The following is a 25,392-nucleotide window of genomic DNA, read 5'->3' on the forward strand; positions in this document are numbered from 1 at the left end:
CCCACTAACCGCGCGGGTGGTGCCTGGCATGCAAAGCTGCCAGTCGGTCCCTTGCGATATGGGTGTAAATCGTGGTGGTCGAAATGTCGGCATGCCCGAGCAGCATCTGCACCGAACGCAAGTCGGCGCCATGGTTCAACAAATGCGTGGCAAACGCGTGCCGCAAGGTGTGGGGAGACAGTGGAACCCGCACGCCAGCCTGCAAGGCATAGCGCTTGACGATGCCCCAAAACATGATGCGTGACATGGCACTCCCCGACTTGGCACCACGCACAGTCACAAAGACATCGTCACTCTGTCGCCCGGCCAGAAGCTCGGCACGGGACCCCGTCAGATAGCGCTGCAACCATAGCCCCGCCACCTCACCAAAAGGAACCAGGCGCTCTTTTCCGCCCTTTCCGGAGACCCTTAGCACCCCTTCGTTCAGGCCCAATTGAACCATCCGCAAGGTCACTAGTTCGCTCACCCGCAGGCCGCTGGCGTACATCAGTTCCAACATGGCTCTGTCCCGCACGCCCAAAGGAGTGTTGGCATCCGGCGCATTCAAGAGGGCTTCCACTTGTGCTTCCGTGAGGGTCTTGGGAACCCTGAGCGCCTGCTTGGCAGGCTGCAGCTTCAGCGTAGGGTCCTGATCGATGTATCTCTCACGCAGCGCCCAGCGGAAGTATCTTTTGAAAACGGTCAGGCGGCGGTTCGCCGTGCTGGCTTTGGTTTGCGCGTGGGTCGCCGCAAAGTACGACTGCAGGTCCAACTCGCGCGCGTCCGTCAACGGTCGGCCGGGCAAAGACGCTGCGAACAGGGTCAGGTCCCGGCGGTAGGCCTCCAAGGTATTCTTGGAGAGCCCCTCCTCCAGCCACAAAGCATCGATAAACGCATCTACCGATGCAACGTCCCCCTCCATCAGTCGAGGCGAAGCTTCGCGGAATCAACCACTTTTTTGTAGACCTCGAACTCCGCTTTGATTTGTGCCGTGAACTGCTCAGGCGTGTTGCCTACGACCAGGGAGCCCGTGTCTTCAATGCGCTTGCGGACTGCGGGATCTTCCAAGACCTTGCGCACACCCGCATTGATTTTGTCGACAACCTCTTTGGGCAAGCCCTTGGGACCGTAAATGCCATAAAACGCCATGCGGTTCACCGGCTCCAGCCCCACCTCTTTGAAAGTGGGCACGTTGGGCATCTGGCTCAAACGCTGCGGCGCCGCCACCACAATGGGCACCAGCTTGCTGGAATTGATGAACGGCAATGCCGAGGGCAAGTTGTCAAAAATCAAAGGCACCTGCCCGCCTACGGTGTCGTTCAGTGCAGGACCCGCACCCCGGTAGGGGATGTGGGTGATAAACACGCCCGTCAGGTTTTTGAACAACTCGGTCTGCATGTGTCCGATACCGCCGGTGCCCGATGAGGCGTAGGAGTATTTGCCCGGACTTTTCTTGATTTCGGCCAGAAATTCCTTGTAATCCTTGGCGGGAAAACTAGGGTGTACCGCGATCACGTTGGGCGTGGCTGCAATGTTGATGATGGGCGAAAAGTCGGTGAGCGGATTGTAGGGGTTTTTCGGGTTGATGGCCGGGTTGGCGGCCACCGTGGACACCGTGGCAATGCCCAGGGAATAGCCATCCGGTACGGCTTTGGCGGTCTCGTTAGCACCGACAACGCCACCGCCACCCGCTTTGTTTTCCACCACCACGCTCTGCCCTAGCACTTTGCCCAAAGGGTCGGCAATGATGCGGGCAATGATGTCGGTGGTACCGCCGGGCGCAAACGGCACCTGCAACTTGATCAGCTTGTTGGGATAGGTCTGCGCCATGCTCACACCGGAGGCCGCCACCAGGCTGCAGGCCAGAATCAAACGACGTTTCATCATGTTGTCTCCAAAAATAACAAAGCAAATCCGACAGGCTTGCCTTGACCGCATGGTAATGCGTGAAACGACGCCCGGTCTATGCGGAGGAACCATAAGGCTGCTGATATGCTCACCGGCGTGAATTACGCCCAGCTTCTCTTCCCCGACTTTTCGCTCATTCTTCTCGGCTACCTGGTGTGCCGTTACACCCAGCTCAACCGCCCCCTCTGGGAGAAGGTCGAGGCTCTGGTGTATTACCTGCTGTTTCCGGTCTTGCTGTTTCACTCCATTGTGAAAAGCCCTCTGGACCTGCAACTCGCCTCGCGACTCATTGGTGCCGGGTGGGTGCTGGGCCTGGCGACTATCGGCCTGGCTTATGTGTTGCCTTACCTCCCGGGCCTGCGGCGTTACATCGACGGGCGAGATCACGCGGCCAGTGCGCAGGTGGCCTTCCGTTTTAATTCCTTCATCGGCCTGGCCATCGCGGAGCGGATCGCTGGCCCCCAAGGGCTGCAACACATTGCGGTGCTCATCGGTGTGTGCGTTCCGCTGTTCAACGTGGCCGCCGTTTGGCCTATGGCACGGCATGCGCAGCGGGGCTTTTTGGGGGAGTTGATCCGCAATCCGCTCATCATTGCCACCGTCGCCGGCCTCACCAGCAACCTGCTGGGCTTTCAGGTACCTGTGTGGCTGGAGCCCACGGTGTCCCGGTTGGGCGCGGCATCCCTCGCCATGGGGCTGATGGCAGCCGGCGCCGGCATGCAGTTCGGGGCACTCGCCCGCGCCAAGACGCTGGCCGTGTCGGTACTGGCCATCCGCCATGCCATTGCACCGGCCATCGCGTGGGGGGTGTCGCGGGTTTTCGGTCTGGACCCTGCCCAGACCACCGTCCTTCTCGCGTTTTCTGCCTTGCCCACTGCCTCCAGCTGCTATGTGCTGGCGGCCCGCATGGGGTACGACGGAGCCTACGTCGCAGGGCTGGTCACCCTGTCGACCGTGCTGGGAGTCGTGAGCCTGCCGTTTGCCTTGGGGCTGTTGCGCAGCCTCTAACTAGCCGTACCAGCGCTCCAATGCCTCTGCGTGCATAGCGTGCCGGTAGGCACCCTGCGGCAGCCAGCTGGTCGCACTGCACGCGGCCCGTGAGACGAAGTCCAACAAGGTGATGTGACGCCGCAACACCCGCTCCTGGCGGTGCCCGATCAGCGGGTTGAAGATGCCGTAGCGGCTGAACAGCTGCCTCGGATTTTTCTTGATCCAGAGCCACGAGCCCATCTCCAGTGTCAGGGGCAAGAAAACCTGGCGGGCCGGATCCTGCAGACGCGTATGCAGGTAATCCCACAAGTCACCATGGGTCAGGTACTGCAAGCTCTGGGGCTCAAAAAGATAAGGGTGGTGGCTGTAGCTCTGCCGGTACATGCGCCGCAGCACATACATCTCCGCCAAATGGCATATGGGTTGGCGCGTGTGCGCATAAGGAAACCACAGCCGGTCCCGCACGCCGAAGCCTGAATGACAGTCCACGGAGATGCTGAAGGCCCGGTGGGTGAGTTCAGCCTCCACCACGTCGCACAGCGCTTGCGACTCCGGCTGCATCGGTGAATCGACCGCACCACGGTACCACGGGATGCGGGCACTCACCCGCTGCCCGCCCACCCAGGGGGGCACCGGCTCCTGCGCGTCAATCGGTGCATTGCGCATCAGATCCACCCCCTGCGGGTTGGCGCGTGTGCCGCGCTGCATGCCGCCGGGGTTGACCAGGGGCATGAACACCATGCGCATGGTTTGCAGTTGCTGGTGCAAGGTGTGGTCCCACGCCATGCGCTGCACCAAGCTGCCCAGAAAGGCCAGCACTACCTCGGTACCGATGCGCTCCAGGCCGTGCACACCCCCGAAAAAACCGATCGCAGGCACGTCGGGAGCGGGGTTGCCCATGGCAATGGCATACACCGGCAGCACGCCGCCCTCAGTGCCGACTTCATGCACCACACGCGCCTCAACGCGGTCTCCGGCAAGTTGCAATATCCGCTCAAGTTCAGCCAACGCAGGCAAGGCAGTGAAGGGCACAGAGTCTCCAGTTTTCAGCCAGCTTAGCGCTCCCGGAGGCGGTTTCAAAGCCCTGCAGCGAGGCCGCCACAGTGCCATCAAACCGTCACACAGGGGGCCTAAAGTCATTTCAGCAAAACGTAACCGGGAGCTGTCATGATTCTCAAACTGCTGGGTTTGCAACGACTTTTAGACGACTTGTTTGACGATGAGTGGCTGGCCCCCATCGCGCTGGTCGAGCTATGACAATGCGCGGCACCTCCGCCTGGCGCCGGCGTGCGATGTTTGGGTTCGCCTTGACGGTCGCCGCCTTCCAAGGCGCTGCTGAATGGTGGGCCTTGCAGCGAAACCCCCGATAGAGTTCACGGCGCAGCGCGCCTAGACTGTGCGCATGCGCATTACCTGGATCATTCGCACCTTGCTGCTGGCACTGGCTGCCGGTGTGGGCACACTTGCCTGGTGGCTGACCCACCCGCCGGGAATGGAGGGTGTGCAAACCTTGCGCTGGCCTGCCGAGGCCGGCCGGGCGACAGACATCACCGTCCGGTTTCTGGGCGTGTCCACCGTGGTGCTCGACGACGGGGAGACCGCCCTGATGACCGACGGCTTTTTCTCCCGGCCCGACAAACTCACCGTGTTCTTGCGCAAAGTGGCGCCTGATGTGCCGGCCATCACCCAAGGCCTGCAACGCGCCGGATCCCAGCCCGGAGCCAGCCGACTGGCAGCGGTGATTCCCTTGCACTCCCATTACGACCATGCCATGGACGCGCCCGAGGTGGCCCGTCAAACCGGCGCCCTGCTGCTGGGCTCCAGCTCCACCCTGATGGTGGGGCAAGGCTGGGGCTTGCCGCCGGAGCGCATGCAGCTGGCGCAGTTGCGCACACCCTATCGCTTCGGCCGGTTCACCGTCACCCTGTACCCGGCCCTGCACACGCCCACTGGTTTTACTGGCGGGGTCATCGCGCAGCCTCTGGTTCCACCCGTGCGGGCCACCGACTATCTGGAAGGCCAGAGCTACGCCATGCACATCGCGCACGGGAACCGCACCCTCCTGATAACCGGAACGGCAGGCTTTGTGCCCGGCGCGCTACAGGGTGTGAAGGCGGACGTGGTGCTGCTCGGCATCGGCGCCATGGGACCTCGCAGCGCCGAACACAAGCTCCGCTACTGGAATGAAACCGTGCACACCGTAGGCGCCCGGCGGGTGATCCCCCTTCACTGGGACGACTTCTGGATACCGTCTACCCTGCCCATGCAGCCCATGCCCCGCCCCCTGGATGACTTTGAAACGTCGATGGACTTTCTGCGGCAGCAAGGCGAGGCAGACGGCGTCAACATCCGCCTCCCCGCAGCATGGACGCCGATGGATGTATTCGACGGCCTGCCGCGCTGAGTCAGGCTAGGCTGGCCACACGGCCCGCCTTGATACCCGCCGCACTGGCGCGGGCCAGAAACTCTTGTACTGCGGTTTCGAAACCCGTCACCGGGCTCATGCAATCGGTCAACAGCACGGTACCCTGCAGGCGGGCTGCAGGCAGCGTGTCGATCAGGTCCGCGACCGAGGCTGCCACGCAGTGACTGGAGGCCTCGCCCGCTATCAAAAGAGTAGCGCCTTGCGCAGATAAAGCTTGGATCAAGGGCTTATTGAGCAATGAACGGGCATCATCCGCACGCGGTACCTCGGCTTTGAAGGCGCTGTACTGCTCGGTCAACGGGTTCTGGCCTTTGAGCACCTTGTTCACTATTTGGCCAGTCGCGAGCTCCCAAGCGGCCAGCGCCTCGCTCAAACCGCTGTGAATGTTGTGGCCCCAAGTCCCCAGCACACAGTGCACCGGCCAGACCACCAACTGGCGCTGACCGCTCGCCTCCAGGGCCTGCAAATAGGCGTGCACTTCGCCAAGCAAAGCCGGGTTGCGGGGCCGGTAGTCGCCGCGCGCCAGCTCCGCTGCCGTGATGACGGTGAACGGCGCCACCGCCGCGCCGTCAGCCCGCAGCCAGAACGTGGTGCGCTCCACGCCCACACTGGCGTGAGAATCCAGAGTCACCGTGATGCTGCGCACCTGGGCGGCATGCGGCACCAGCCAATCGGCCAGACGCTGCATATCGGCAGCGGCACCGGGCACCGGCAACGCAGCGCCGGGAATATCCAGAAAATCGTTTTGCGGATCGATGATGAGCAGGTCGTACAGGTTCATGGTGAAGCCTTGGAGGGTGTCAGAGGGGAGCCGGTGGCTGCAGTGCCCACAGCACATGCTCTTGCACCAGCGGGTCGGTATGGGTGGCGCGGCGTTGCAAGGATTGGACCAAGAGCCCACGCTCCGTAGCGTCCAGCGCCTGGCCATGCAGTGCATTGCCCATGGCGACCGCAAGGTTGCGCAACCAGCGCACATGGCCGATGCGCCGTATCGGGCTGCCCTCGGTGTGGCGCAAAAACGTATCTTCGGTCCAGTCCATCAGGGTGGCGAGCGCGCTGCCGGCGAGCCCGTGGCGCGCATCGAAATCGGGCAAGGTGCTGCGCTTGGCAAACTTGTTCCACGGGCAGACGAGCTGACAGTCGTCGCAGCCGTAAATGCGGTTGCCGATCAGGGGGCGCATCTCAAGGGGAATCGGGCCGTCGTGCTCGATCGTGAGATACGACACACAGCGCCTTGCATCCAGACGGTGCGGAGCAATGATGGCCTGCGTCGGGCAGGCGCTGATGCAAGCACTGCAGCTGCCGCAATGCGCCTCCACCGGCGCACTGTGCGGCAAGGCAACGTCGAGATAGACCTCGCCCAGAAAAAACATGGAGCCCGCCTCGCGGTTGAGCAGCAGCGTGTGCTTGCCCCGCCAGCCCTGACCACTGCGGCTGGCCAGCTCCGCCTCCAGCACCGGCGCACTGTCAGTAAACACCCGGTAGCCCAGCGGCCCCATGTGCGCTGACATGCGGTCTGCCAGTTGCTGCAACCGGTTTCGCAGCACCTTGTGGTAATCCCGGCCGCGCGCGTAGACAGACACAATGCCCTCGCCCGGGCGTTGCAGTCGCGCCAGCTCGGCGTCGGCCCAACCGTCTTCGGTGCCGCGCGGCAGGTAGTCCATGCGCGCCGTAATCACGCTCACGGTGCCGGGCACCAGCTCTGCCGGGCGGGCCCGTTTGAGGCCGTGGTGGGCCATGTAGCCCATGCCACCGTGGAAACCGTGCGACAACCAGGCCAATAAACCGGCCTCGGCAGAGGACAAATCCACACCGGCCACGCCAATTTGGGAGAATCCGAGTTCCCGGGCCCAGCCCTGTATCTGAGCGACCATGTGGTCGCCATCGAATTGAGCTTTGATTTGAGTGCTGTTGATCGTCACGACCCGATTGTAGAAAGCGCGGCCCCCGGCATCTTGCTGGAGTGGGCCGATGAATCTGACACCGCCGCCTTTGCGGCCCGGTGGGCCGGCACGCCAGCCCTGGCCAATGCCTTCGTGGCCCTGCATGGCGACCTCGGAGCCGGCAAGACCACCCTGGTGCGGCATCTGCTCCAAGCCTTGGGCGTGACGGGCCGCATCAAAAGCCCGACCTATGCGGTGGTGGAGCCCTACGAACTGCCCGCGCTGAATATCTGGCACTTTGACTTTTACCGCTTCAACGACCCGCGCGAGTGGGAGGAAGCCGGTTTCCGCGACATTTTTGCCAGCCCCGGTCTCAAGCTGGCCGAGTGGCCCGAGAAGGCCGCCGGCATGTTGCCGCCCGCCGATGTGAACCTGTATTTGCACACCCTGGACGACCACCGGCGCCGGGTACGCCTCGTCGCCACCACGCCTGCGGGCCAGCAACTCGTGGAAGCGGCCCAAGGAGCCGGGGCTTGAAGCGCCGCACCCTGCTGCAAGCTGGTAGCCTGGTGTTGACGCTGGGTGCTGCCGAGCTGGCCAAGGGCGCTGCCATCATGACCGTGCGAGTGTGGCCTGCGCCTGAGTATTCGCGGGTGACCATTGAGTCCGACTCCGCGCTCAGCGCCAAGCAGCTGTTTGTGCCCAACCCGCCCCGGCTGGCGGTGGATATTCAGGGCATTACCCTGAACCCTGCGCTCAAAGAGCTGGTGGCCAAGGTCAAGGCTGATGACCCGAATATTGCGGGCATCCGGGTCGGGCAGTTCACCCCGGACATCGTGCGCCTGGTGGTGGACCTGAAGCACCCCATCCGGCCGCAGGTGTTTAGCCTGGCACCCGTGGCGGCCTACCAGCACCGGTTGGTTCTGGACCTCTACCCGGTGGCCGAAGTCGACCCGCTCGACACCCTGATTGCCGATCGCGCCAACGAAGCCAAAGCGGCCCAGCCCGCTAAGCCGGTGGCGCAAGACCCGCTGGAGGCGCTGATCGCACAGCACACGCAGCGCCCTGCCGCTCCGGCCCCTGCGGCCAGCGCCAGTGTCCGGCCGGGTGACGCTATCAAAACAGGAGCTGCTCGCGCAGATTCTGCAGGGGCTAGCGGCACAAAAGATGCTCAAACACCGGATAAATCGGGCACCAGCACCGACCGGCTGATCATCATTGCCCTGGACCCCGGCCACGGCGGCGAGGACCCCGGCGCCATCGGCCCCGGCGGCACCCGTGAAAAAGATGTGGTCCTGAAGCTGGCGCACCTGCTGCGCGAGCGCATCAATGCCGCCAGTGTGAATGGCAATGCCATGCGGGCGTTCCTGACGCGGGATGCGGACTTTTTTGTGCCCCTCGGCACCCGGGTTCAAAAGGCGCGGCGGGTGCAAGCAGACTTGTTCATCAGCATCCATGCCGATGCATTTTTTACGCCCGACCCCCAGGGTGCCAGCGTCTTTGCGCTGAGCCAGGGCGGAGCCACCAGCAGTGCGGCGCGCTGGATGGCAGCCAAAGAAAACAAGGCCGATTTGATTGGCGGCCTCAATGTCAAAGCCAAAGATGCCACCGTCCAGCGGGCTTTGCTCGACATGAGCACCACGGCTCAAATTAACGACAGCTTGAAACTGGGTGGCAACCTGCTGGGCGAAATCAAGCGCGTGGGCAAGCTGCACAAACCACGGGTTGAGCAAGCCGCTTTTGCGGTGCTCAAGGCGCCCGATATTCCGAGCGTGCTGGTGGAGGCAGCCTTCATCAGCAACCCCAGCGAAGAGGCCAAGCTCAATAGCGAGGCCTACCAGAACCAGCTGGCCGACGCCCTGATGCGCGGTATTGAAAGCTACTTCGCCAAAAACCCGCCGCTGGCCCGCAACCGCACCACCAGCTAAAACGCCATATTCGGTTTTGCCGAAGCCGATATTTGTGTTTTTGGCGTGGAAATGCAGGCCCAAACCCGGCCTCATTGATCCATTAGAACTAGGTAGCAACCCTAGACTGGTCCTTTCATTCACGGACTGGAAGGAGGTTGTCATGGCTCTGGTGGAGAGAATTCAAGCAGCGGTTGCACGCACCGAAATACTGCCATTCAAGGTAGAAGTTGCCACCGAGGCGCAGATGGACGGCGTGATCCAGCTACGCGCTGCCTCCTATGGCAAACACCTGCCGGAACTGGGTGCCAAGCTGCGAGAGCCTGAAGCCGCCGACTTTGCCTATGGGTGCGAAGTGTTTGTTGCCACCTCTAAGCTCGACGGCACCGTGCTAGGGACCTTAAGGACCCATTCCAATGTGATGGAGCCGTTGCCGCTGCAAATGTCTTTGGCGCTCTCCAGCGATTTTCAGGGCCAACGAATGGTGGAATCTACGCGGCTGTGCATCAAGGGCACTTCGGGCTCGTCCCTCGTGCGGGCCGCATTGTTCAAGGCTTTTCATCGCTACTGCCTGGCACAGAACGTAGATTTCATGATGGCGACCGGTCGACGGCCTGTAGACCGGATTTATGACAGCTTGCTCTTTACCGACGTCGGGCCGGCAGGAGTTTTCTATCCCATGACGTTTACAGGCGGTGTGCCACATCGCGTGATGTACCTGGACCCGCAACGGGCGCAGAGACTCTATGTGGGCGCCCAGCACCCCCACACTGATTTCTTCTTTGAAAAAGTTCATCCGGACATCGATATCTCCGGGGCCAAGCACCTTGCGGAGTCCCTTTGGATGTGCCCAGATCATCAGCCAGGAAACTGGAAGGCACCAGCCCCCACAAGTGCCGCCGCCATGTCTTTGAAGTAACTGTGCAGTGGGCAGCCAACAGGCTGACTGCGCGCTTGAAATTGCCGGGTCAGCCTTCTTGGCTCAATCGCGACGAGAGTCGCGGAATAAGGGCATGGAGACCGACCCCTCCTCTTGAATAGCTTCGAAAAATGCGCGGATCTCAGGGTCTTGAATGAAATCTGCACCACTCGAAGCGGCCAGAATTTGCTCCGGTGTCACCGGCCTGCTGATGCCATAGCCCTGCGCGTAGTCAATACCCGCATCGAACAAGACCTTGATGGTTGGCAAGTCTTCTGCAAACTCGCCGACGGACTTCATACCCAGGCTGCGCACCAAGCCACCAATAGCAACGATGATGGCTTGGCCGGCATAAATGCGCACGGCATCCCGGACCAATGAACCATCCAACTTCAGTGAGTCCACTGACAGTTGTTTGAGGTAGCCGAACGAGGAATACCCGGCCCCGAAATCGTCGAGCGCAACTTTGCCGCCCATGGACCGGACCCGATCAATGAAGTGCTGCATATTCTTCATGTCGGTGATCGCGACTGTCTCTGTGATTTCAATACACAGTTTTTCCAGTGCTACCGGATGCTGCTCAAACAAGGTGAAAAGCTCTTGCGTGAATGCTTCGTCATTCAACGAGCCACCGGACAGGTTCACCCCCACAAACCGCGTAGCCTGAAGCTTGTCGGCGTTCTCCTCAATCCAACGGACTGTGGTGCCAAGCACCCAGCGGTCGATGATGGCGGTTTTTCCGTGTGCCTCTGCAGCTTCAATAATGGTCCCCGCCCCCACCACCTCGCCATTCGCCTTGAGGAGTCGGATCAGCACTTCGAAATTCAATGAATCAAACGGTCTACTGAGAGACACCTCGGGTTGCATCAGCAAAAACAAACCCTCGGGTGTTTGGCCTCGCTCAAAACAATCGATCAGTTCCAACTCGTCCTGATGCTGCTGCAAAAATCGGTCACCGGATGTCATAACGAACATCCTCTGTTGCGGGCGCTTCTTTGCCATGCGGCACAGCATGTCTGCCGCAGATATCAGCCCTTTTAAATCCATCGCTTGGCATTGGTCAGCGCCGACGAGTCCTGTAGATATATCGAGCGCGAAACTCTGAGTTTCAATCTGAAACGGAGCCGCACCGATCAGCGTTGTGATCGTATTGCAAAGATGTTCACACTCCGATATCGCACCGTCGTAGAAAACAATGACAAACTCATCGCCACCAATACGGGCCAAAACATCCGCCGGGCGCAAGACGCTTCGCATCCGCTGTGTCACTTGCTTCAGCACCTCATCACCGGCACTGTGACCATAGAGGTCGTTGATCAGCTTAAAACGGTCCAGATCAAAGTACGCAAGTGCGGAGGGCCGTCTCGAACTACGCTCAGTTTCAAGTCCAAGGCCCCGCAAGTTCAAACAACCAGTCAGCGGGTCGTGGCTCGCGAGCTCTTCCAAACTCGCCGTCGCCAACACCTGCGCAGTAATGTCTTGCAAGGAGCACTCCACAATGGCGCCATCCGCCGTGGATGCCCGCACAGCAAACCACCGGTAATCGGATTGATTTGCCGACTCGACGCGTGTCTGCAACTCCAGAATTCCGGCCTGTCGCGCTGCCCGCAACGCGAAGATTCGCCTTTGAACTGTCAGATCAAAAAGATCAGCCAGCTCCGATGTGCCCTGTTTACCCAGGGGAGCGAGCATTCCCTCAAAGGCCGGGTTCGTTTTTGATATGTGAGTACCCTCGGTTACCGAAAACAATCCAATAGGAGAGTCTTGGTAAGCCGCCTCCAGCAAAAGCTGGGCCTTCACATTTTGCAGACGATGGGTCCGCATATGCTCGGCAACCGCTGCTGATGCCAGGAGAGCAGAACCAATGGCCGCGGTCACACTGTTCAACCCGTACTCAAAAAACCGTTGCCCAGTGGAGGCGATCAGCACTTCATTCAAGGTAGCTATCAAGGTCAGAAACGTCGACGCGCCGTACCATGCGGCAACACGGGATTCTGTTTTCCACAAGAAACATCCCAGATAGGCAGCGATAACGAGTGAGCCTAAAAACGTACCTACCCACAGTGACGGCAGCAAGCTCTCATAGGAAACAAACAGTGCGGCAAACAAAAAGCCCAAAGACAGCACCTGAAGCGCCACCAGTGGCCACTGTCGTTTGATTCCGAACAGCTCTTTTTTGAACAATACACAAAACAAACCAACGCTGTTTGCGAAATAAAGGCACAGCGTCCACTGCCGCATCGGAATCAAATACTCCGGCGGGATCTGCAGGCCTAGAAAGCTGAAGTCGGTACCAACCGATAGCGCGGCCATACGCATATTGAGGATCAGCCCTCCTACAAATGCCAAATAGAGTGCATTGAAATTGACAAAGGCTGTCAAGAGCATGAACACTGCCAACACCCCGATAGCCGCTTCTATGGCCACTCCTGTCTTTTTGTGCAAGAGCTGCGCCTGACTCAAGGCTTCACTGCTCCATGCGTTCGCAGTAAATTTGGCTGGGCCTCTGAAGGTCGCACGGCAAGCCACACGCGCCTGCGCCAATGCGGCAGGAACCTGCAATGCAAACCCGCCACGGCTTTTGGCCATAAACCCGTGGGCACCACTCAGGTCTGCGCTGCCGAGCGCTTGCCCCGAGTCTGCTGCCCAACACGCCATGCCCATGGAGTGCCGGGAAGGAAAGTCAACCACCATGGCTTGCCCCTGTGCGCTGGAAGGTGCCGAAAACTCCATCCAGAAAGGCGCCGTCGACCGCTGTGTGTCGATGATGTTGGCCTCACCCCGAAAAATCAAACGATCGTTCGGCGGCTTAGGCCCTGCATACGCCACCGCGTCGGCCTGCTCCCACACCTTGAGTGAAAGCGCGGTTCCGCTAGCCAGTGGCGCTGTATTCTGAAAACCCCACCATAGACCCAGTGTCAGTAGAAGTGCAGCGACCGGAAAAACAAAAGTCGTCAGTCGCTCCAGCAGGGTTCCAACAATTTTTTGCACAGGAAGTAAATCTTTAAGCTGGCCGCTTGGTTCGGCTCTTCAGTGCTCCCGCCACGACGATCAAGCCGGGGATCAGGATCATCGCCCAAATAATCTTGTCCAAATTCATTTTCACCCACGGAATACTGCCCAAAAAGTAACCGGCGGAACAAATACCCACCACCCACAAAACCGCGCCGATCACATTGAACAGGGTGAACTTGGCGCGGTTCATCTGGGCTACTCCTCCCACGAAGGGAACAAAGGTGCGCAAAAACGGCATGAAGCGCGCTGCGATGATGGTGAATCCGCCGTAGGTTTCGTAAAAGTTGTGGGCCTTGTCAAAAGCAGCTTTGTTGAAAAAACGGCTCTGCTCCCACTGAAACACTTTGGGCCCGAAGTAGCGCCCGATGCTGTAGTTGCACTGGTCTCCCAACACAGCCGCCACCAGCAGCAAACCCACCGCGAGGGGGTAGCTCATCAAGCCGGCACCGCACATGGCGCCAACGACAAACAGGAGCGAATCCCCCGGCAAAAACGGCATAACCACCACGCCGGTTTCCACAAAAATAATCACGAACAGCAGGGCATAAACCCAGGCCCCGTAGGTCTGGACAAACACTTCAAGGTGCTTGTCCACGTGCAAAATGAAATCGATGAGTACAGCAATTAGTTCCATGGGTGAGATTATGCTGCCCGCCTAAAATGCTTTTGTGAACGCACCACTCTCCCCCGCCCCCCGCCGCCCCATCCGTGAACTCCCCGACGAACTCATCAGCCAGATTGCGGCCGGTGAGGTTGTGGAGCGCCCCGCCAGTGTGGTGCGCGAGCTGGTGGACAACGCGCTCGACGCCGGTGCCACCCAAGTCACCCTGCGCTTGCTGGCCGGTGGTGTGCGCCTCATCAGCGTGGAAGACGACGGCCAAGGTATCTTGCGCGACGAGCTGCCCATTGCCTTCAAACGCCACGCCACCAGCAAGATCGGCAACCTGCGCGACCTGGAGAGCGTGGGCACTATGGGCTTTCGGGGTGAGGCGCTAGCCGCTATCAATTCAATAGCTGACTGCGCGATATTGTCGAGGGCTAGCGGCCTGAATGATGCCTATTTGCTCGACGGCCGCACCGGCGAGCTGCGCCCGGTGGCCCGCAACACCGGCACCACGGTAGAAGTGAAAGAGCTGTTCTACAGCACCCCCGCGCGCCGCAAGTTCCTCAAAACGGACGCCACCGAGCTCGCGCACTGCATCGAATCCGTGCGCCGCCACGCGCTGGCCCGCCCTGACGTGGGCTTTGCCATCTGGCACGAAGGCAAGTTGATAGAGCAATGGCGCCGCTGCCTCGACATGCCCTTGGCAGACGCCCCCCTGGACGCAGCTCTCGCCGCACTGGACCAGCGCCTCAGCGACGTGCTGGGCCCCGAGTTTCTAGCCCAGAGCGTGCGGGTGGACTGGCACAGCAGCCAAGCCAATGAATTCGGCCAACCCGCCCTGCGGGTCTGGGGCCGCGCCGGCGTGCCCGACGCTGCCCGCTCGCGCGGCGACCAACAGTTTTGCTACGTGAACGGCCGCTTTGTGCGCGACAAAGTGCTGACCCACGCCGCCCGCAGCGCCTATGAAGACGTGCTGCACGGCAACCGCCAGCCGGTCTACGCCCTGTATGTGGCCATGGACCCCACGCGGGTGGACGTGAACGTGCACCCCACCAAAATCGAAGTGCGCTTCCGCGACAGCCGCGAAGTCCACCAAGCCGTGCGCCACGCCGTAGAAGACACCCTGGCCGCCCCCCGCGCCATTACCGCCGCCGGCACCGTGGCCGGCCAAGCCCAAGCGCCCAGCCTGTTTGGCACCACCAGCGAAACCGGCGCACTGCCCTCCCCCGGCATTTATGTGCCAAATAGGCCTGTAGCCCCCATGTACAGTGCGCAACCCGCTATTAAATTTGAATCAAACGAGGGCCTGATAGGCCACCGCGTCAACGACATGAGCCAGCTCTGGCAGCGCAACCCAGCCACCCAAGACGGCTGGGTGGCTGCGGGCTCTGCGCAGGTCAAGGGGGAGCCCGCGCAGCGGGCGGAGGACACGGAGCAGAGCGCGCAGCCACTCAGCCGTCTAGCCAGCGAAGAAGCCTGGCCTACCGGCCGCGATGGCAACGAAAACGCTTGGCCCCTGGGCCGCGCGATTGCCCAGCTGCAAGGCGTCTACATCCTGGCCGAAAACGCCCAAGGCCTAGTCGTCGTCGACATGCACGCCGCCCACGAACGCATCGTCTACGAACGGCTGAAAAACCAAATCAACCTCACCGCCCCCGACGGCAGCGTGCACCCACTGGCCAGCCAGCCCCTGCTGATCCCCGCCACCTTTGCCGCCACCCCCGACGAAGTCGCCACCGCCGAGGCTCACGTCGCGACCCTCAACACCCTGGGCCTGGAAATCAGCCCCTTCTCCCCCAAAACCCTGGCCGTGCGCGCCGTGCCCACCACCCTGGCACAAGGCGACGCGGTGGAACTGGCCCGCAGCGTGCTGGCCGAGCTGGCGCAACACGACGCCAGCACCGTCATCCAGCGCGCACAAAACGAGATTCTGGGCACCATGGCCTGCCATGGCGCCGTGCGCGCCAACCGCAAACTCACCCTCGAAGAAATGAACGCGCTCTTGCGCGACATGGAAGCCACCGAGCGCAGCGACCAGTGCAACCACGGCCGCCCCACCTGGCGCCAGGTGACACTCAAAGAGCTGGATGGGCTGTTTCTGCGCGGGCGCTGAGCGCCATGCCACCTGCAGCTCACCTGTGCCTGCCCGATCTCAGTCGCGAAGCGCGCGAGGCCGAGCAGGCCTTGTTCGCCAAAGCTAACCCAGCCAAAGCCGCCACCGCAGCCCGCTATTTCCAAAGCGGCCCTGGGCAGTACGGAGAAGGCGATCAATTTTTGGGCATCCGCGTGCCGGACATCCGCGAAACGGCCAGGCAGTTCAACACCCTGACCCTTGGTGATTGCGCGGCCCTGCTGCAATCTCCCTACAACGAGGTGCGCCTGCTGGCGCTCGACATCCTCACACGCCGCTTTGCCAAGGGCAAGGCGGATGTGCAGACCGCGGTGGTTGACTGCGTGCTGCAGCACCGCGACCGCATCAATAACTGGAACCTGGTGGATGGCGTGGGGCCTTACATCACCGGCCCCTACCTTCTGCAGCGCGATCGCAGCGTGATCTGGGAGCTGGCGAAATCCCCGGTGTTGTGGGACCGCCGCTTGGCCGTGCTCAGCACTTTTGCCTTTATTCGCGCGGGTGATTTTGATGACGCGCTCAAGCTCTACGCCCAGCTACTCTCCGACCCGCACGAACTCATGCACAAGGCCTGCGGCTGGATGCTGCGCGAGCTGGGCAAGCGCGATACGGCACGGCTATTGGCGTTTCTGGAAACCCACTATGCCGACCTGCCCCGCACCACGCTGCGCTACGCGATTGAAAAGTTCACCCCCCAGCAGCGCAGCGCATTGCTCAAGGGTGACTTTCCGATGCATTGAACAAAGCCTGGCTCAGTCCTTGCCGTAGTTCGGCGAACGGGGACCGTACAGCATGCCATTTTTCTGGCCCGCAGACATCAGTCGATTGGCCGCCATTCCGGCAATCTTGTGGCTTTGGTCCGTAGTGCTTGCAATCACTTGCTTGACGATGGCAGCGATCAACAAACCGGCCAGGCCGCCTTGTTGCTGGTTGTTCTGCCCCTCCTCACTGGAAGCAGTGGCGCTTCCCGTCCAAAGCTGCTTGCCGGTTTTCAAGTCTACTAACTTCGCATCAGCTGTGACCACCGTCACACTGTTGACGACTTGAAAACTTGACCCGTATTTGCTGATGTTGACGTAAAGCGCAGCATCCGCGCCGAATATTTGCCTCAGCTTTTCACGCGAAACGCCATGCATTTCAGCAGGTTGGGTCATGCCGTTTTCACGGAATGTTTCAGTTACCAAGGTCACCGGCAAGACGTAATAGCCAGACTCTGCCAATGGGAATGTCGCTTGCGACAAAACGCTGTAAGGCGCATAGACCTCCGGCGTGCTGTTCAGCGGCGGTAACACCAAAATGGAGCGTGGACGGCTTTCCTTGTACGCGGTGTAGTCAAAAGGAGGCGCTGTTGCACAGCCAGCCATCACCACAGCTGCACAGGCAACCGCCAGCAAGCGGTAGGTTAGTTTCCATTGCATACGTTCTCCCCCTTATTTCTTGAAATTGCGCAGCAAAAAGTCGACATAGGTTTCCGACTCGGGAAACAGCTTCTTCTCGGTCTGCACTTGCGCCATGAACTGGTCAGGCTTGCCTTGCTTGCCGTAGAGCAAGCCCAAATGGGCGTGGTAGCCCGGGGGTACCGCAGCGCCGCTGGCTCGGATCTTCTGCAGATCCGTCTCCATGGATTGCACTTGCGCATCCAAGCTCTGGCCGTCTCCACGGAAGTACTGGTCTACGTTGGCTTGGTAAGCCTGCCACTGATAGAGGGTTGTGGGCTTGGTGGCGCACCCTGACAGGGCTAAACCTAACGCGGCCGCAGCAGCGACCGACATCCATCGAATAGTCATAAAAAACTCTTAAGGAATGAAGTGGAAAATCAGGGGTTGGGGCGCCATGCGCCACCGTCAATACCTGACACCAGGTTGTTCACCGCGTCACGGATCGCCAAGTCCAGCACCTTGCCGTTGAGGGTAGAGTCATAGCCGGATGCACCGCCGAAACCGATGACTTCGCGCTCCGACAAGCTGTACTCACCAGCCCCTTGGGACGAAAAAACCACTTCCGATGTCAGCGTGTTGACGATGTTGAGGTTGACTTTGGCGTAAGCAATCTGCGTTCTGCCACGCCCCAATATTCCAAATAGCTGCTTGTCGCCCACTTCCTTGCGGCCAAACTCGGTCACATCACCGGTGACCACATAGTCGGCACCTTTGAGTGTTTGAACCTGTTTCTTCAGCGCAGCTTCTTCCTTGATCTCGCTCATGTTGGAACGGTCCAGCACACTGAAGCGGTTGCTCTGCTGCAAATGCGTGACCAAGATGGTCTGCGCTTGGCTGCCCAAGCGGTCCACATTGTCCGAAAATACACCGCGCATAAAGGACGAGCGGTTGTCAAACTTACCGATCGACACCGGAGTGCGCTTGCCGCTGTAGGTTTGCGCGGCCGACTCCACTTTCTGAATGGGCAGGGTGCGGGCCCCCTCTTGCACACAGCCGCCCAGCGTAGCCAAAACGGCAAGCGCTACCGGCAAAAAAATCATCTTATTCATTAATGACTCACTCCCTTGATGGAAAAAATCAGCAACGGATCAGCCACAAATTGCAGCCATCTCTCCGCGCCGGGCACAAATGTAGCCCAACAAATTACCGTTCGATTCCCATCGACCTAGAATACTTTTCAGCACCTCGACCTCCCGCAGTTTGCTAAGCGGATGATGTCTTGACCTCTGCCATATGACCACATGCCCTGCCTGACTCAGAGAGGGCTAGGTCCCTTTTAAACTGCGGCTATCCGTGCAACGTCGCACCCGCCCGATCCGTTGCAGCTGGCACAGCGTCAGCCACATAGCGCGCAACAAACCCACCCACGGCAGTCTCAGGCAGGCTCACCCACACTGTGTGCCCGCTGCCGGGGGCCACGTCCATCGCGGCACCTTCTGCGTTTTCCATGCGGGTCAGGGTCACGTCGACATTGCCTGCGGGGTGGATGATTTCCAGCCGGTCGCCCACAGCAAACTTGTTGCGCACATTCACCTGCGCCAAGCCGCGCGCTGCATCAAAGGCCAGCACATCGCCCACATACAGGCTGCGCCCGCTCTCGGAGTATCCGCGCAGGTAGTTTTGGGTCGCCTCGGGCGTATGGCGCTGGAAGAAGCCACTGGTGTAGCCCCGGTTGGCCAGGCCCTCGAGCTGGCCCAGCAGCTCCGGGTTGAGCGCGCGGCCGGCCACGGCGTCGTCAATGGCTGCGCGGTAGGCCTGCGCGGTACGAGCCACGTAATACGGGCTTTTGGTGCGGCCTTCGATCTTGAGCGAGTCCACCCCGATTTCCACCAGGCGCTGCACATGCTCGATGGCGCGCAGGTCCTTGGAGTTCATCACGTAGGTGCCGTGCTCGTCTTCTTCAATCGGCATGTACTCTCCGGGCCGCTGGCTTTCTTCGAGCAGGTAGGCTATGGATGGGTGGGCCTCGGCGGGCACCTGGCTTCCCTGCCCGCAGGCGTGGCTGCTGTGGGTGGGCGACAGCACATCGCCACTCGCATCCAACTGCGCGGTGTGGGTCTCGTAGTCCCAGCGGCAGGAGTTGGTGCAGCTGCCCTGGTTGGCATCGCGGTGGTTGAAATAGCCCGACAGCAGGCAGCGGCCCGAGTAGGCTATGCACAGCGCGCCGTGCACAAACACCTCCAGCTCGGTGTCCGGGCAGTCCTGGCGGATTTGCGCCACCTGGTCCAGCGACAACTCACGCGACAAGATCACGCGGCTAATGCCCACCCGGCTCCAGAACTTCACCGCCGCGGCATTCACTGTGTTGGCCTGCACCGAGAGGTGAATCTCAATCTCCGGCCAGGCCTGGCGCGCCAGCATGATGAGGCCGGGGTCGGACATGATCATCGCGTCGGGCTTCAGGTCAATCACCGGCTGCATGTTCTTCACATAGCTCTGCGTCTTGTTGCCGTGCGGGAAGATGTTGGACACCAGGTAAAACTTTTTGCCCTGCGCGTGGGTGTGCTCAATGCCGGCGCGCAGCACCTCGAGGCTGCCGAAGTCGTTGTTGCGCACGCGCAGGCTGTAGCGCGGTTGGCCGGCGTACACGGCGGTCGCGCCGAATGCCAAGGCAGTGCGCAACATCGCCAGCGAGCCCGCAGGCGCCAGCAACTCAGGGGTGCGATGATGAGGGGAAACAGGTGCAGCAAGGGTCATGCGGAAATTATCTTGGCGAGGGTCGGGATGTCGCGTGCAGCGCATTTGACCCACATCAACAGATTCACGATCACCGCATCCATGCTAGCCACTTATTTCATTCAACTTGTCGGACTCTCTGCTTTGTGGGGCGCTTCGTTTTTGTTCATCCGCATTGCCAGTCCGGTGTTCGGGCCCAATGTGCTGGCCTTTTTGCGGGTGACCTTGGCGACCCTGACCCTGGCCGTGTTGATGCGGGCTTTGGGGCAGCGCTGGGCATGGCGCCAGTGGCGCACCCTGGTGGTGATTGGCGCCCTGTCGGTGGCGATGCCGTTTTTATTGTTCGCCTGGGCCGGCCTGCAGCTGCCGGCGGGCTACAGCGCTTTGCTCAACTCCACTGCGGTCATTTTTGGCATGTTTGCCTCGGCCCGCATGGGCGAAGACACCATCACTTTCAAAAAGCTTCTAGGTTGCGCGTGCGGCTTTGCCGGGGTGGCACTTATCGTGAGCCTGGGGCCGGTGGAGCCTTCTTTCAAGGTAGTGATGGCCGTGATGGCCTGCGTTGCAGCCTCAGCCTGCTATGGCTTGTCAGCTCCCATCACCAAGCGGGCAGTGGGCCAATTGCAACCGGTGCAAATTGCAGCCGGCATTCACGCCATGTCCCTGCTGATGGTGCTCCCGGGAGCGGTTTACAGCGTGCCCTCGGCGCACTTCACCTGGGGCGCGCTCGCGGCCGTGGCTGCCATGGGCATCGTGACCTCGGGCTTGGCCTACTGGGCCCACCTGCGCATCTTGCGCCATGTGACGCCCGTGGCCGCCATGAGCCCCATCTTTATGGTGCCCGTGTTCGGGGTGCTGTGGGGGCACTTGTTTTTGGGCGAAGAGCTGGGCCACGGCTTGCTGGTGGGCGGCAGCCTAGTGTTGCTGGCCAGCGCACTCATTACCGGCTTCAACCCCCTGCAACGCTGGCTCGACCTGGCCAATACCAAACCCTGAATGTTGTCACGTAACAGTCATCCAGGCTCACCATGATCACGGGTTGCTTATTTTCACCATGAGGGACCTTATGAAAATCATGCGTTTTGCTTCCACTGCGGTGGCTGTTTCGATTGCAACCTTGCTCGCTGCTTGCAGCACGCTCGGCACCCCAACCTCGGCCTACCCCACCCTGAATGGCGCCAAGCCCTTGGTCATTGGCCACCGCGGTGCCAGCGGCTACCTGCCCGAGCACACACTGGCGTCTTACAAAAAGGCCATTGAAATGGGTGCCGATTTCATTGAGCCTGATTTGGTGGTCACCAAAGACGGGGAACTGGTCGCCCGCCACGAACCCAACATCACTGCCACCACCGACGTCTCCACACGCGCCGAGTTCGCCAGCCGCAAAACCACCCGCAAAGTCGACGGTGTGAACGAGACCGGCTGGTTCGCCACCGACTTCACCCTGGCCGAGCTGCGCACCTTGCGCGCCAAGCAGCCCAATGCCGCGCGCGACAAGTCGTTTGACGGCCAGTTCCAAGTCCCCACCTTCCGCGAAATTCTGGACCTTGCCAAGACCGAGTCCGCCCGCACCGGTCGCACCATCGGCGTGTACCCCGAAACCAAGCACCCCACCTACCACGTAGATGCCGGCCTGCCCATTGAGCCGCGCTTGCTCGCCCTGCTGGCCGAATACGGGTACACCAACAAAGATTCCCCGGTCATCATCCAGTCGTTTGAAGTGTCCAACCTCAAAGCCCTGCGCAAGCTCACCCAGGTGCGCCTGGTGCAGTTGGTGGACGCGGACGATGTGGACTCCAAAGGCAATGTGACCCTGGTGGCTCCGTTCGACAAGCCTTATGACTTTGCGGTAGCCAAAGACAGCCGCACCTTCCCCGACCTGCTGACCCCCAAGGGCCTGGCAGAAGTTAAAACCTATGCCGACGGCATCGGCCCCTGGAAGCCCTACCTCGCCAGCGCCGCCCATATGCTCGGTGCTGACGGCAAGCCGCGCGATCTGAATGGCGACGGCAAAATCACCGACAACGACCGCGTAGCCCTGCCCCCGACCGACGTGGTGAAAAACGCCCACGCCGCCGGCCTGTTTGTGCACGCCTACACCTTCCGCAGCGAGGCTCCCGGCCTGCTGTCGGACTACAAAGGCGACCCCAAAGCTGAATACAAGCGTTTCTATGCTTTGGGTGTAGATGGCTTGTTCAGCGACTTCCCCGACACCGCCGTAGCCGCCCGCGACAGCAAGTAAAAGGCTCCTGCCTTTGCCAAAAACAGCGCTTAGGCGCTGTTTTTTTTGGCACTGTCACAACCGGGGCCAACGGGCCGCAAGGCCACTTAGTGTGGCCGCACCGTAGCAGGGGGTGGCCCGTAAAATGGGCGCCACATGACCGCTCCTGCTGCAAGCCCCCTTCCGCCATCCTCGGCCCTCCACCGCACCAACACCCGCACCGAATTGGCCGCCCTGTGGGCGCTGGCCTGGCCCATCCTGATCGGGCAGCTCGCCAATGTGGGCATGTCGGTGGTCGATGTGGCCATGGCCGGTCACGCCTCGGCGCACGACCTGGCAGGCATTTCGCTCGGGGTGTCGATCTGGAACATCATCATCATCACCCTCATGGGGCTGATGATGTCGGTCGCACCCCTGGTCGCCCACCATGTGGGGGCCCGTGAGTTCAGCCGAGTGCCACACCTGGTCCGCCAAGGCATGTGGAAGGCATTGGGCGTTGGCTTGGTCGCCATGCTGCTGGCCCAGTTGTCGACCAAAGTGTTTGACCACATGGACATTGAGCCCCATGTACACGAGGTGGCGACCGGTTTTGTGCTGATCATCAGCTTCGCGCTGCCCGCGTTTGCCTGCTACCGCGTGCTCTATGGCTACAGCGCCAGCCTGAACCAGACCAAGCCGCTGATGGTGATGTCGGTAGCCGCCCTGCTGCTCAACATCGTGGTGAACTGGCTGCTGGTGTTTGGCGTGGGGCCCTTTCCTCGCTTAGGGGGCCTGGGTTGTGCCTGGGCCACGCTGATTTGCGTGTGGTTCAACTTTCTGGGCTTGCTGCTGTGGATGCGCTTCGCGCCCGCCTACCGCTGCACCTGGCCGTTTGCGGAGTGGGAAGGCCCCCACCCGGCCAAGTTGATGGCACTGTGGAAGCTGGGCTTTCCGATCGGCGTGACCTATTTTGCAGAAACCAGCGCTTTCGGGCTGATCGCCCTGCTGATTGCCGGTTTCGGCAGCCGCGAAGTTGCCGCCCACCAGATTGCGCTCAACTTCACGTCCCTGGTGTTCATGATTCCGCTGAGCATGGGCATTGCCTTGCTCACCCGGGTGGGCCAAAGCCTGGGAGCCGGAGACCCGGTGGCCGCCCGTTTCAGGGCCTGGGTGGGCGTGAAGGCCGGGCTGGGGTTCGGCCTCTTGTCGGCCATCGGCATGGCCGCGGGCGCGCACCAGATCGCCTGGCTCTACACCAACGACGCGGCAGTAGCCGCTGTGGCGGCACAGCTACTGTTTCTGGCAGCGGTGTTTCAGCTGTCGGATTCGGCGCAGGTGGTCATCAGCAGCGCCATCCGGGGCTACAAGGTCACCCGCAGCCCCATGGTGATCCACCTGACGGCGTTCTGGGGTTTCTCGCTGCCGCTGGGCTGCGTGCTCGGTCTGGCCCCGGAGTGGCTGCCATGGCGCCCGGCGCAAGGCATGGGCGCACAGGGTTTCTGGATCGCGTTGGTGGTCGGGCTCACGGTCGCCGCGGCGGGGCTGCTGCTCCTCTTGCGCCGGGTCACCCGCACGCACCTGCACGCCGGAGCGCACCCATGAGCACCGCACTGCCTTTTTACCTGTGCCTGGCCGGCCCCACCGCTGCGGGTAAAACCGCCGCCGCACTGGCTATTGCTGCGGAGCACTCGGCCGAAATCATCAGTGTCGACTCCGCCTTGGTGTACCGGGGCATGGACATCGGCACGGCCAAACCCGAGGCGCACGAGCTGGCCGCGGTGCCGCACCACCTCATCAACATCCGCGACCCGCTGCACACCTACAGCGCGGCGGAGTTTGTTAAAGACGCCAAGGCGCTGATCACCGACATCAGCGCACGCGGCAAGCTCCCCCTGCTGGTGGGCGGAACCATGCTGTATTTCAAGGCCTTGTTCGACGGGCTCGACGACATGCCCGCAGCCAGCCCCAACATTCGGGCCGCCTTGGAGGCCGAAGCCGCCTCGCTGGGCTGGCCGGCTATGCACGCCCAACTGGCCGCCGTAGACCCGGTCACCGCAGCGCGGCTGGCACCGGCAGACAGCCAGCGCATCCAGCGTGCGCTGGAGGTGTACCGGGTGTCCGGCAAGCCCATGTCGTACTTTCACGCGCAGCAAGACGCTATCAAAAAAGAAGCTGCTCGCGCAGATAATACGGGGGCTAGCGCCATTTTTTCCTTAGAACCAGCCGACCGCCTCTGGCTACATGGCCGCATCGCCCAGCGCTTTGACCTGATGCTGCAAGGCGGTTTTCTGGACGAAGTCAAAGCCCTGATGGCCCGCGGCGACCTGCACCCCGACCTGCCCAGCATGCGCTGCGTGGGCTACCGGCAAGCGTGGGAGGCGCTGGCCGGCACCGCACCCCTGACCGAGCTGCGCGACAAAGGAATTTTTGCCACGCGCCAACTGGCCAAACGCCAGATCACCTGGTTGCGCTCCATGCCCCAGCGCCAGGTCATTGCCTGCGACCAGCCCGGCGCGCAAGATGCCTTGCTGCAGGCCGTGCGTACCACCCTCCACCAGAGAGTTGCCTGATGACACTGCACCTGCAAGGCCTTGGCAAACACTATGGCATTACACCGGTCTTTTCCAATGTCTCGCTGGACGTGGCGGCGGGTGAGTTTGTGGCCATCGTCGGGGAGTCGGGTGTCGGCAAGTCCACCCTGCTGAACTGCATGGCCGGGCTGGACACCTGGGACACGGGTGCCGTGCACCTGGCCGGGCAAGACCTGAGCCGCCTGAGCGACGACGAGCGCGCCCTGCTCCGCCGCGACAAGGTGGGCTTCGTGTTTCAGGCCTTCCATGTGTTGCCGCATCTCGACGTGAACCAAAACGTGGCCCTGCCCCTGATGTTGCTGGGCCGCCGTGAACCCGAGCGGGTTCAGGCCCTGCTGGAGGCCGTGGGGCTGGGCTCCCTGGGCACGCGCTTGCCGCAGCAGCTCAGCGGCGGGCAATTGCAACGGGTCGCTATTGCCCGCGCCCTGGTCCACCAACCAGCTTTGATATTGGCCGACGAACCCACCGGCAACCTCGACCCCGCCACAGCCGCCAAGGTCATGCAGGCCCTCGTCACGCAGGCGCGGCAGCACGGTAGCGCACTGGTGCTGGTCACCCACTCGCTGGCCGCGACCGAACAGGCGGACCGGGTGCTCCACCTGCACCACGACGGCATGCGCGCCGCGAGGGACTGACAAACCGGTGCAGCTGGGCTAGACTGATCTGCATGCACGCAAACCCCTCTCCGGAGAAGCCACAGTGAAGCCCCACCGGCGGCTTGCCCT

The 25,392-nt window shown here is 61.4% G+C and carries 24 protein-coding genes; 13 read left to right on the top strand and 11 right to left on the bottom strand.

Annotation, left to right across the window (positions count from 1 at the left end):
- Positions 1-4: 4 nt before the first annotated feature.
- On the bottom strand, positions 5-901 hold the full coding sequence (xerD, locus tag QZW03_RS02365; RefSeq protein WP_296507963.1) for a site-specific tyrosine recombinase XerD: 897 nt from the start codon (positions 899-901) through the stop codon (positions 5-7).
- A complete protein-coding gene (locus QZW03_RS02370) occupies positions 901-1,863 on the bottom strand; it encodes a tripartite tricarboxylate transporter substrate binding protein BugE (RefSeq protein ID WP_296508307.1) in 963 nt (320 codons plus the stop codon). The genes xerD and QZW03_RS02370 overlap by 1 nt, the downstream gene beginning before the upstream one ends.
- A gap of 108 nt (positions 1,864-1,971) precedes the next feature.
- Here QZW03_RS02370 and QZW03_RS02375 point away from each other — a divergent pair, with 108 nt between their 5' ends.
- Entirely contained in the window at positions 1,972-2,895 is a 924-nt protein-coding gene (locus tag QZW03_RS02375) for an AEC family transporter (RefSeq protein ID WP_296507964.1), read from the top strand.
- Here the strand turns inward: QZW03_RS02375 and QZW03_RS02380 are convergent, their stop codons facing one another.
- Complete coding sequence (locus tag QZW03_RS02380) at positions 2,896-3,909, bottom strand: M14 family zinc carboxypeptidase (RefSeq protein WP_296507965.1); 1,014 nt, start codon at positions 3,907-3,909, stop codon at positions 2,896-2,898.
- Positions 3,910-4,279: 370 nt separating this feature from the next.
- On the opposite strand from QZW03_RS02380, the gene QZW03_RS02385 reads away from it, so the two are divergent.
- The gene (locus QZW03_RS02385) at positions 4,280-5,281 is read left to right on the top strand and encodes an MBL fold metallo-hydrolase (RefSeq protein ID WP_296507967.1); all 1,002 of its coding nucleotides are present in this window, start codon (positions 4,280-4,282) and stop codon (positions 5,279-5,281) included.
- 1 nt (position 5,282) lies between these two features.
- On the opposite strand, the gene QZW03_RS02390 is transcribed toward QZW03_RS02385, so the two are convergent.
- Together QZW03_RS02390 and queG are read right to left on the bottom strand one after the other, a co-directional pair.
- Positions 5,283-6,083 (bottom strand): isochorismatase family protein, encoded by an 801-nt coding sequence (locus QZW03_RS02390; RefSeq protein ID WP_296507969.1) that lies wholly within the window; start codon positions 6,081-6,083, stop codon positions 5,283-5,285.
- A 19-nt stretch (positions 6,084-6,102) separates the two neighbouring features.
- The gene (queG, locus tag QZW03_RS02395; protein WP_296507971.1) at positions 6,103-7,176 is read right to left on the bottom strand and encodes a tRNA epoxyqueuosine(34) reductase QueG; all 1,074 of its coding nucleotides are present in this window, start codon (positions 7,174-7,176) and stop codon (positions 6,103-6,105) included.
- Positions 7,177-7,230: 54 nt separating this feature from the next.
- On the opposite strand from queG, the gene tsaE reads away from it, so the two are divergent.
- From tsaE to QZW03_RS02410, 3 genes are all read left to right on the top strand, one after another.
- Entirely contained in the window at positions 7,231-7,722 is a 492-nt protein-coding gene (gene tsaE, locus QZW03_RS02400) for a tRNA (adenosine(37)-N6)-threonylcarbamoyltransferase complex ATPase subunit type 1 TsaE (RefSeq protein ID WP_296508309.1), read from the top strand.
- Positions 7,719-9,113, top strand: a complete 1,395-nt coding sequence (locus tag QZW03_RS02405; protein ID WP_296507973.1) for an N-acetylmuramoyl-L-alanine amidase — start codon at positions 7,719-7,721, stop codon at positions 9,111-9,113. The genes tsaE and QZW03_RS02405 overlap by 4 nt, the downstream gene beginning before the upstream one ends.
- A gap of 142 nt (positions 9,114-9,255) precedes the next feature.
- Positions 9,256-10,011, top strand: coding sequence for a hypothetical protein (locus QZW03_RS02410; protein ID WP_296507975.1), 756 nt, complete (start codon positions 9,256-9,258; stop codon positions 10,009-10,011).
- Between the two features lie 63 nt (positions 10,012-10,074).
- Here the strand turns inward: QZW03_RS02410 and QZW03_RS02415 are convergent, their stop codons facing one another.
- Positions 10,075-12,600, bottom strand: coding sequence for an EAL domain-containing protein (locus QZW03_RS02415; protein ID WP_296507977.1), 2,526 nt, complete (start codon positions 12,598-12,600; stop codon positions 10,075-10,077).
- A gap of 103 nt (positions 12,601-12,703) precedes the next feature.
- Here QZW03_RS02415 and QZW03_RS02420 point away from each other — a divergent pair, with 103 nt between their 5' ends.
- A complete protein-coding gene (locus QZW03_RS02420) occupies positions 12,704-12,907 on the top strand; it encodes a hypothetical protein (protein ID WP_296507978.1) in 204 nt (67 codons plus the stop codon).
- 108 nt (positions 12,908-13,015) lie between these two features.
- Here the strand turns inward: QZW03_RS02420 and QZW03_RS02425 are convergent, their stop codons facing one another.
- Positions 13,016-13,660 carry a VTT domain-containing protein gene (locus QZW03_RS02425; protein ID WP_296507980.1) on the bottom strand — a complete coding sequence of 215 codons (645 nt, stop codon included), beginning with the start codon at positions 13,658-13,660 and terminating at the stop codon, positions 13,016-13,018.
- 34 nt (positions 13,661-13,694) lie between these two features.
- Between QZW03_RS02425 and mutL the strand changes: the two genes are divergently transcribed.
- Together mutL and QZW03_RS02435 are read left to right on the top strand one after the other, a co-directional pair.
- Entirely contained in the window at positions 13,695-15,743 is a 2,049-nt protein-coding gene (gene mutL, locus QZW03_RS02430) for a DNA mismatch repair endonuclease MutL (protein ID WP_296507983.1), read from the top strand.
- 5 nt (positions 15,744-15,748) lie between these two features.
- Positions 15,749-16,501: a DNA alkylation repair protein gene (locus QZW03_RS02435; protein ID WP_296507984.1), complete on the top strand. Its 753-nt coding sequence runs from the start codon at positions 15,749-15,751 to the stop codon at positions 16,499-16,501.
- Between the two features lie 12 nt (positions 16,502-16,513).
- On the opposite strand, the gene QZW03_RS02440 is transcribed toward QZW03_RS02435, so the two are convergent.
- From QZW03_RS02440 to yegQ, 4 genes are all read right to left on the bottom strand, one after another.
- Positions 16,514-17,179 (bottom strand): DUF799 domain-containing protein, encoded by a 666-nt coding sequence (locus tag QZW03_RS02440; protein WP_296507986.1) that lies wholly within the window; start codon positions 17,177-17,179, stop codon positions 16,514-16,516.
- A 12-nt stretch (positions 17,180-17,191) separates the two neighbouring features.
- Positions 17,192-17,548, bottom strand: a complete 357-nt coding sequence (locus tag QZW03_RS02445; protein ID WP_296507988.1) for a DUF4810 domain-containing protein — start codon at positions 17,546-17,548, stop codon at positions 17,192-17,194.
- A gap of 29 nt (positions 17,549-17,577) precedes the next feature.
- On the bottom strand, positions 17,578-18,249 hold the full coding sequence (locus tag QZW03_RS02450; protein ID WP_296507989.1) for a CsgG/HfaB family protein: 672 nt from the start codon (positions 18,247-18,249) through the stop codon (positions 17,578-17,580).
- Positions 18,250-18,487: 238 nt separating this feature from the next.
- Complete coding sequence (gene yegQ, locus QZW03_RS02455) at positions 18,488-19,897, bottom strand: tRNA 5-hydroxyuridine modification protein YegQ (RefSeq protein ID WP_296507991.1); 1,410 nt, start codon at positions 19,895-19,897, stop codon at positions 18,488-18,490.
- An 81-nt stretch (positions 19,898-19,978) separates the two neighbouring features.
- On the opposite strand from yegQ, the gene QZW03_RS02460 reads away from it, so the two are divergent.
- From QZW03_RS02460 to QZW03_RS02480, 5 genes are all read left to right on the top strand, one after another.
- Positions 19,979-20,872 carry a DMT family transporter gene (locus QZW03_RS02460; RefSeq protein WP_296507993.1) on the top strand — a complete coding sequence of 298 codons (894 nt, stop codon included), beginning with the start codon at positions 19,979-19,981 and terminating at the stop codon, positions 20,870-20,872.
- A 70-nt stretch (positions 20,873-20,942) separates the two neighbouring features.
- On the top strand, positions 20,943-22,118 hold the full coding sequence (locus tag QZW03_RS02465; RefSeq protein ID WP_296507995.1) for a glycerophosphodiester phosphodiesterase: 1,176 nt from the start codon (positions 20,943-20,945) through the stop codon (positions 22,116-22,118).
- Positions 22,119-22,253: 135 nt separating this feature from the next.
- Positions 22,254-23,678, top strand: a complete 1,425-nt coding sequence (locus QZW03_RS02470; protein WP_296507997.1) for an MATE family efflux transporter — start codon at positions 22,254-22,256, stop codon at positions 23,676-23,678.
- The gene (gene miaA, locus QZW03_RS02475; RefSeq protein ID WP_296507998.1) at positions 23,675-24,646 is read left to right on the top strand and encodes a tRNA (adenosine(37)-N6)-dimethylallyltransferase MiaA; all 972 of its coding nucleotides are present in this window, start codon (positions 23,675-23,677) and stop codon (positions 24,644-24,646) included. The genes QZW03_RS02470 and miaA overlap by 4 nt, the downstream gene beginning before the upstream one ends.
- Positions 24,646-25,302, top strand: coding sequence for an ABC transporter ATP-binding protein (locus tag QZW03_RS02480; protein ID WP_296508002.1), 657 nt, complete (start codon positions 24,646-24,648; stop codon positions 25,300-25,302). The genes miaA and QZW03_RS02480 overlap by 1 nt, the downstream gene beginning before the upstream one ends.
- The last annotated feature ends 90 nt before the right edge of the window (positions 25,303-25,392 follow it).

The sequence above is a fragment of the Rhodoferax sp. genome, assembly GCF_013297935.1.
GTDB lineage: Bacteria > Pseudomonadota > Gammaproteobacteria > Burkholderiales > Burkholderiaceae_C > Allorhodoferax.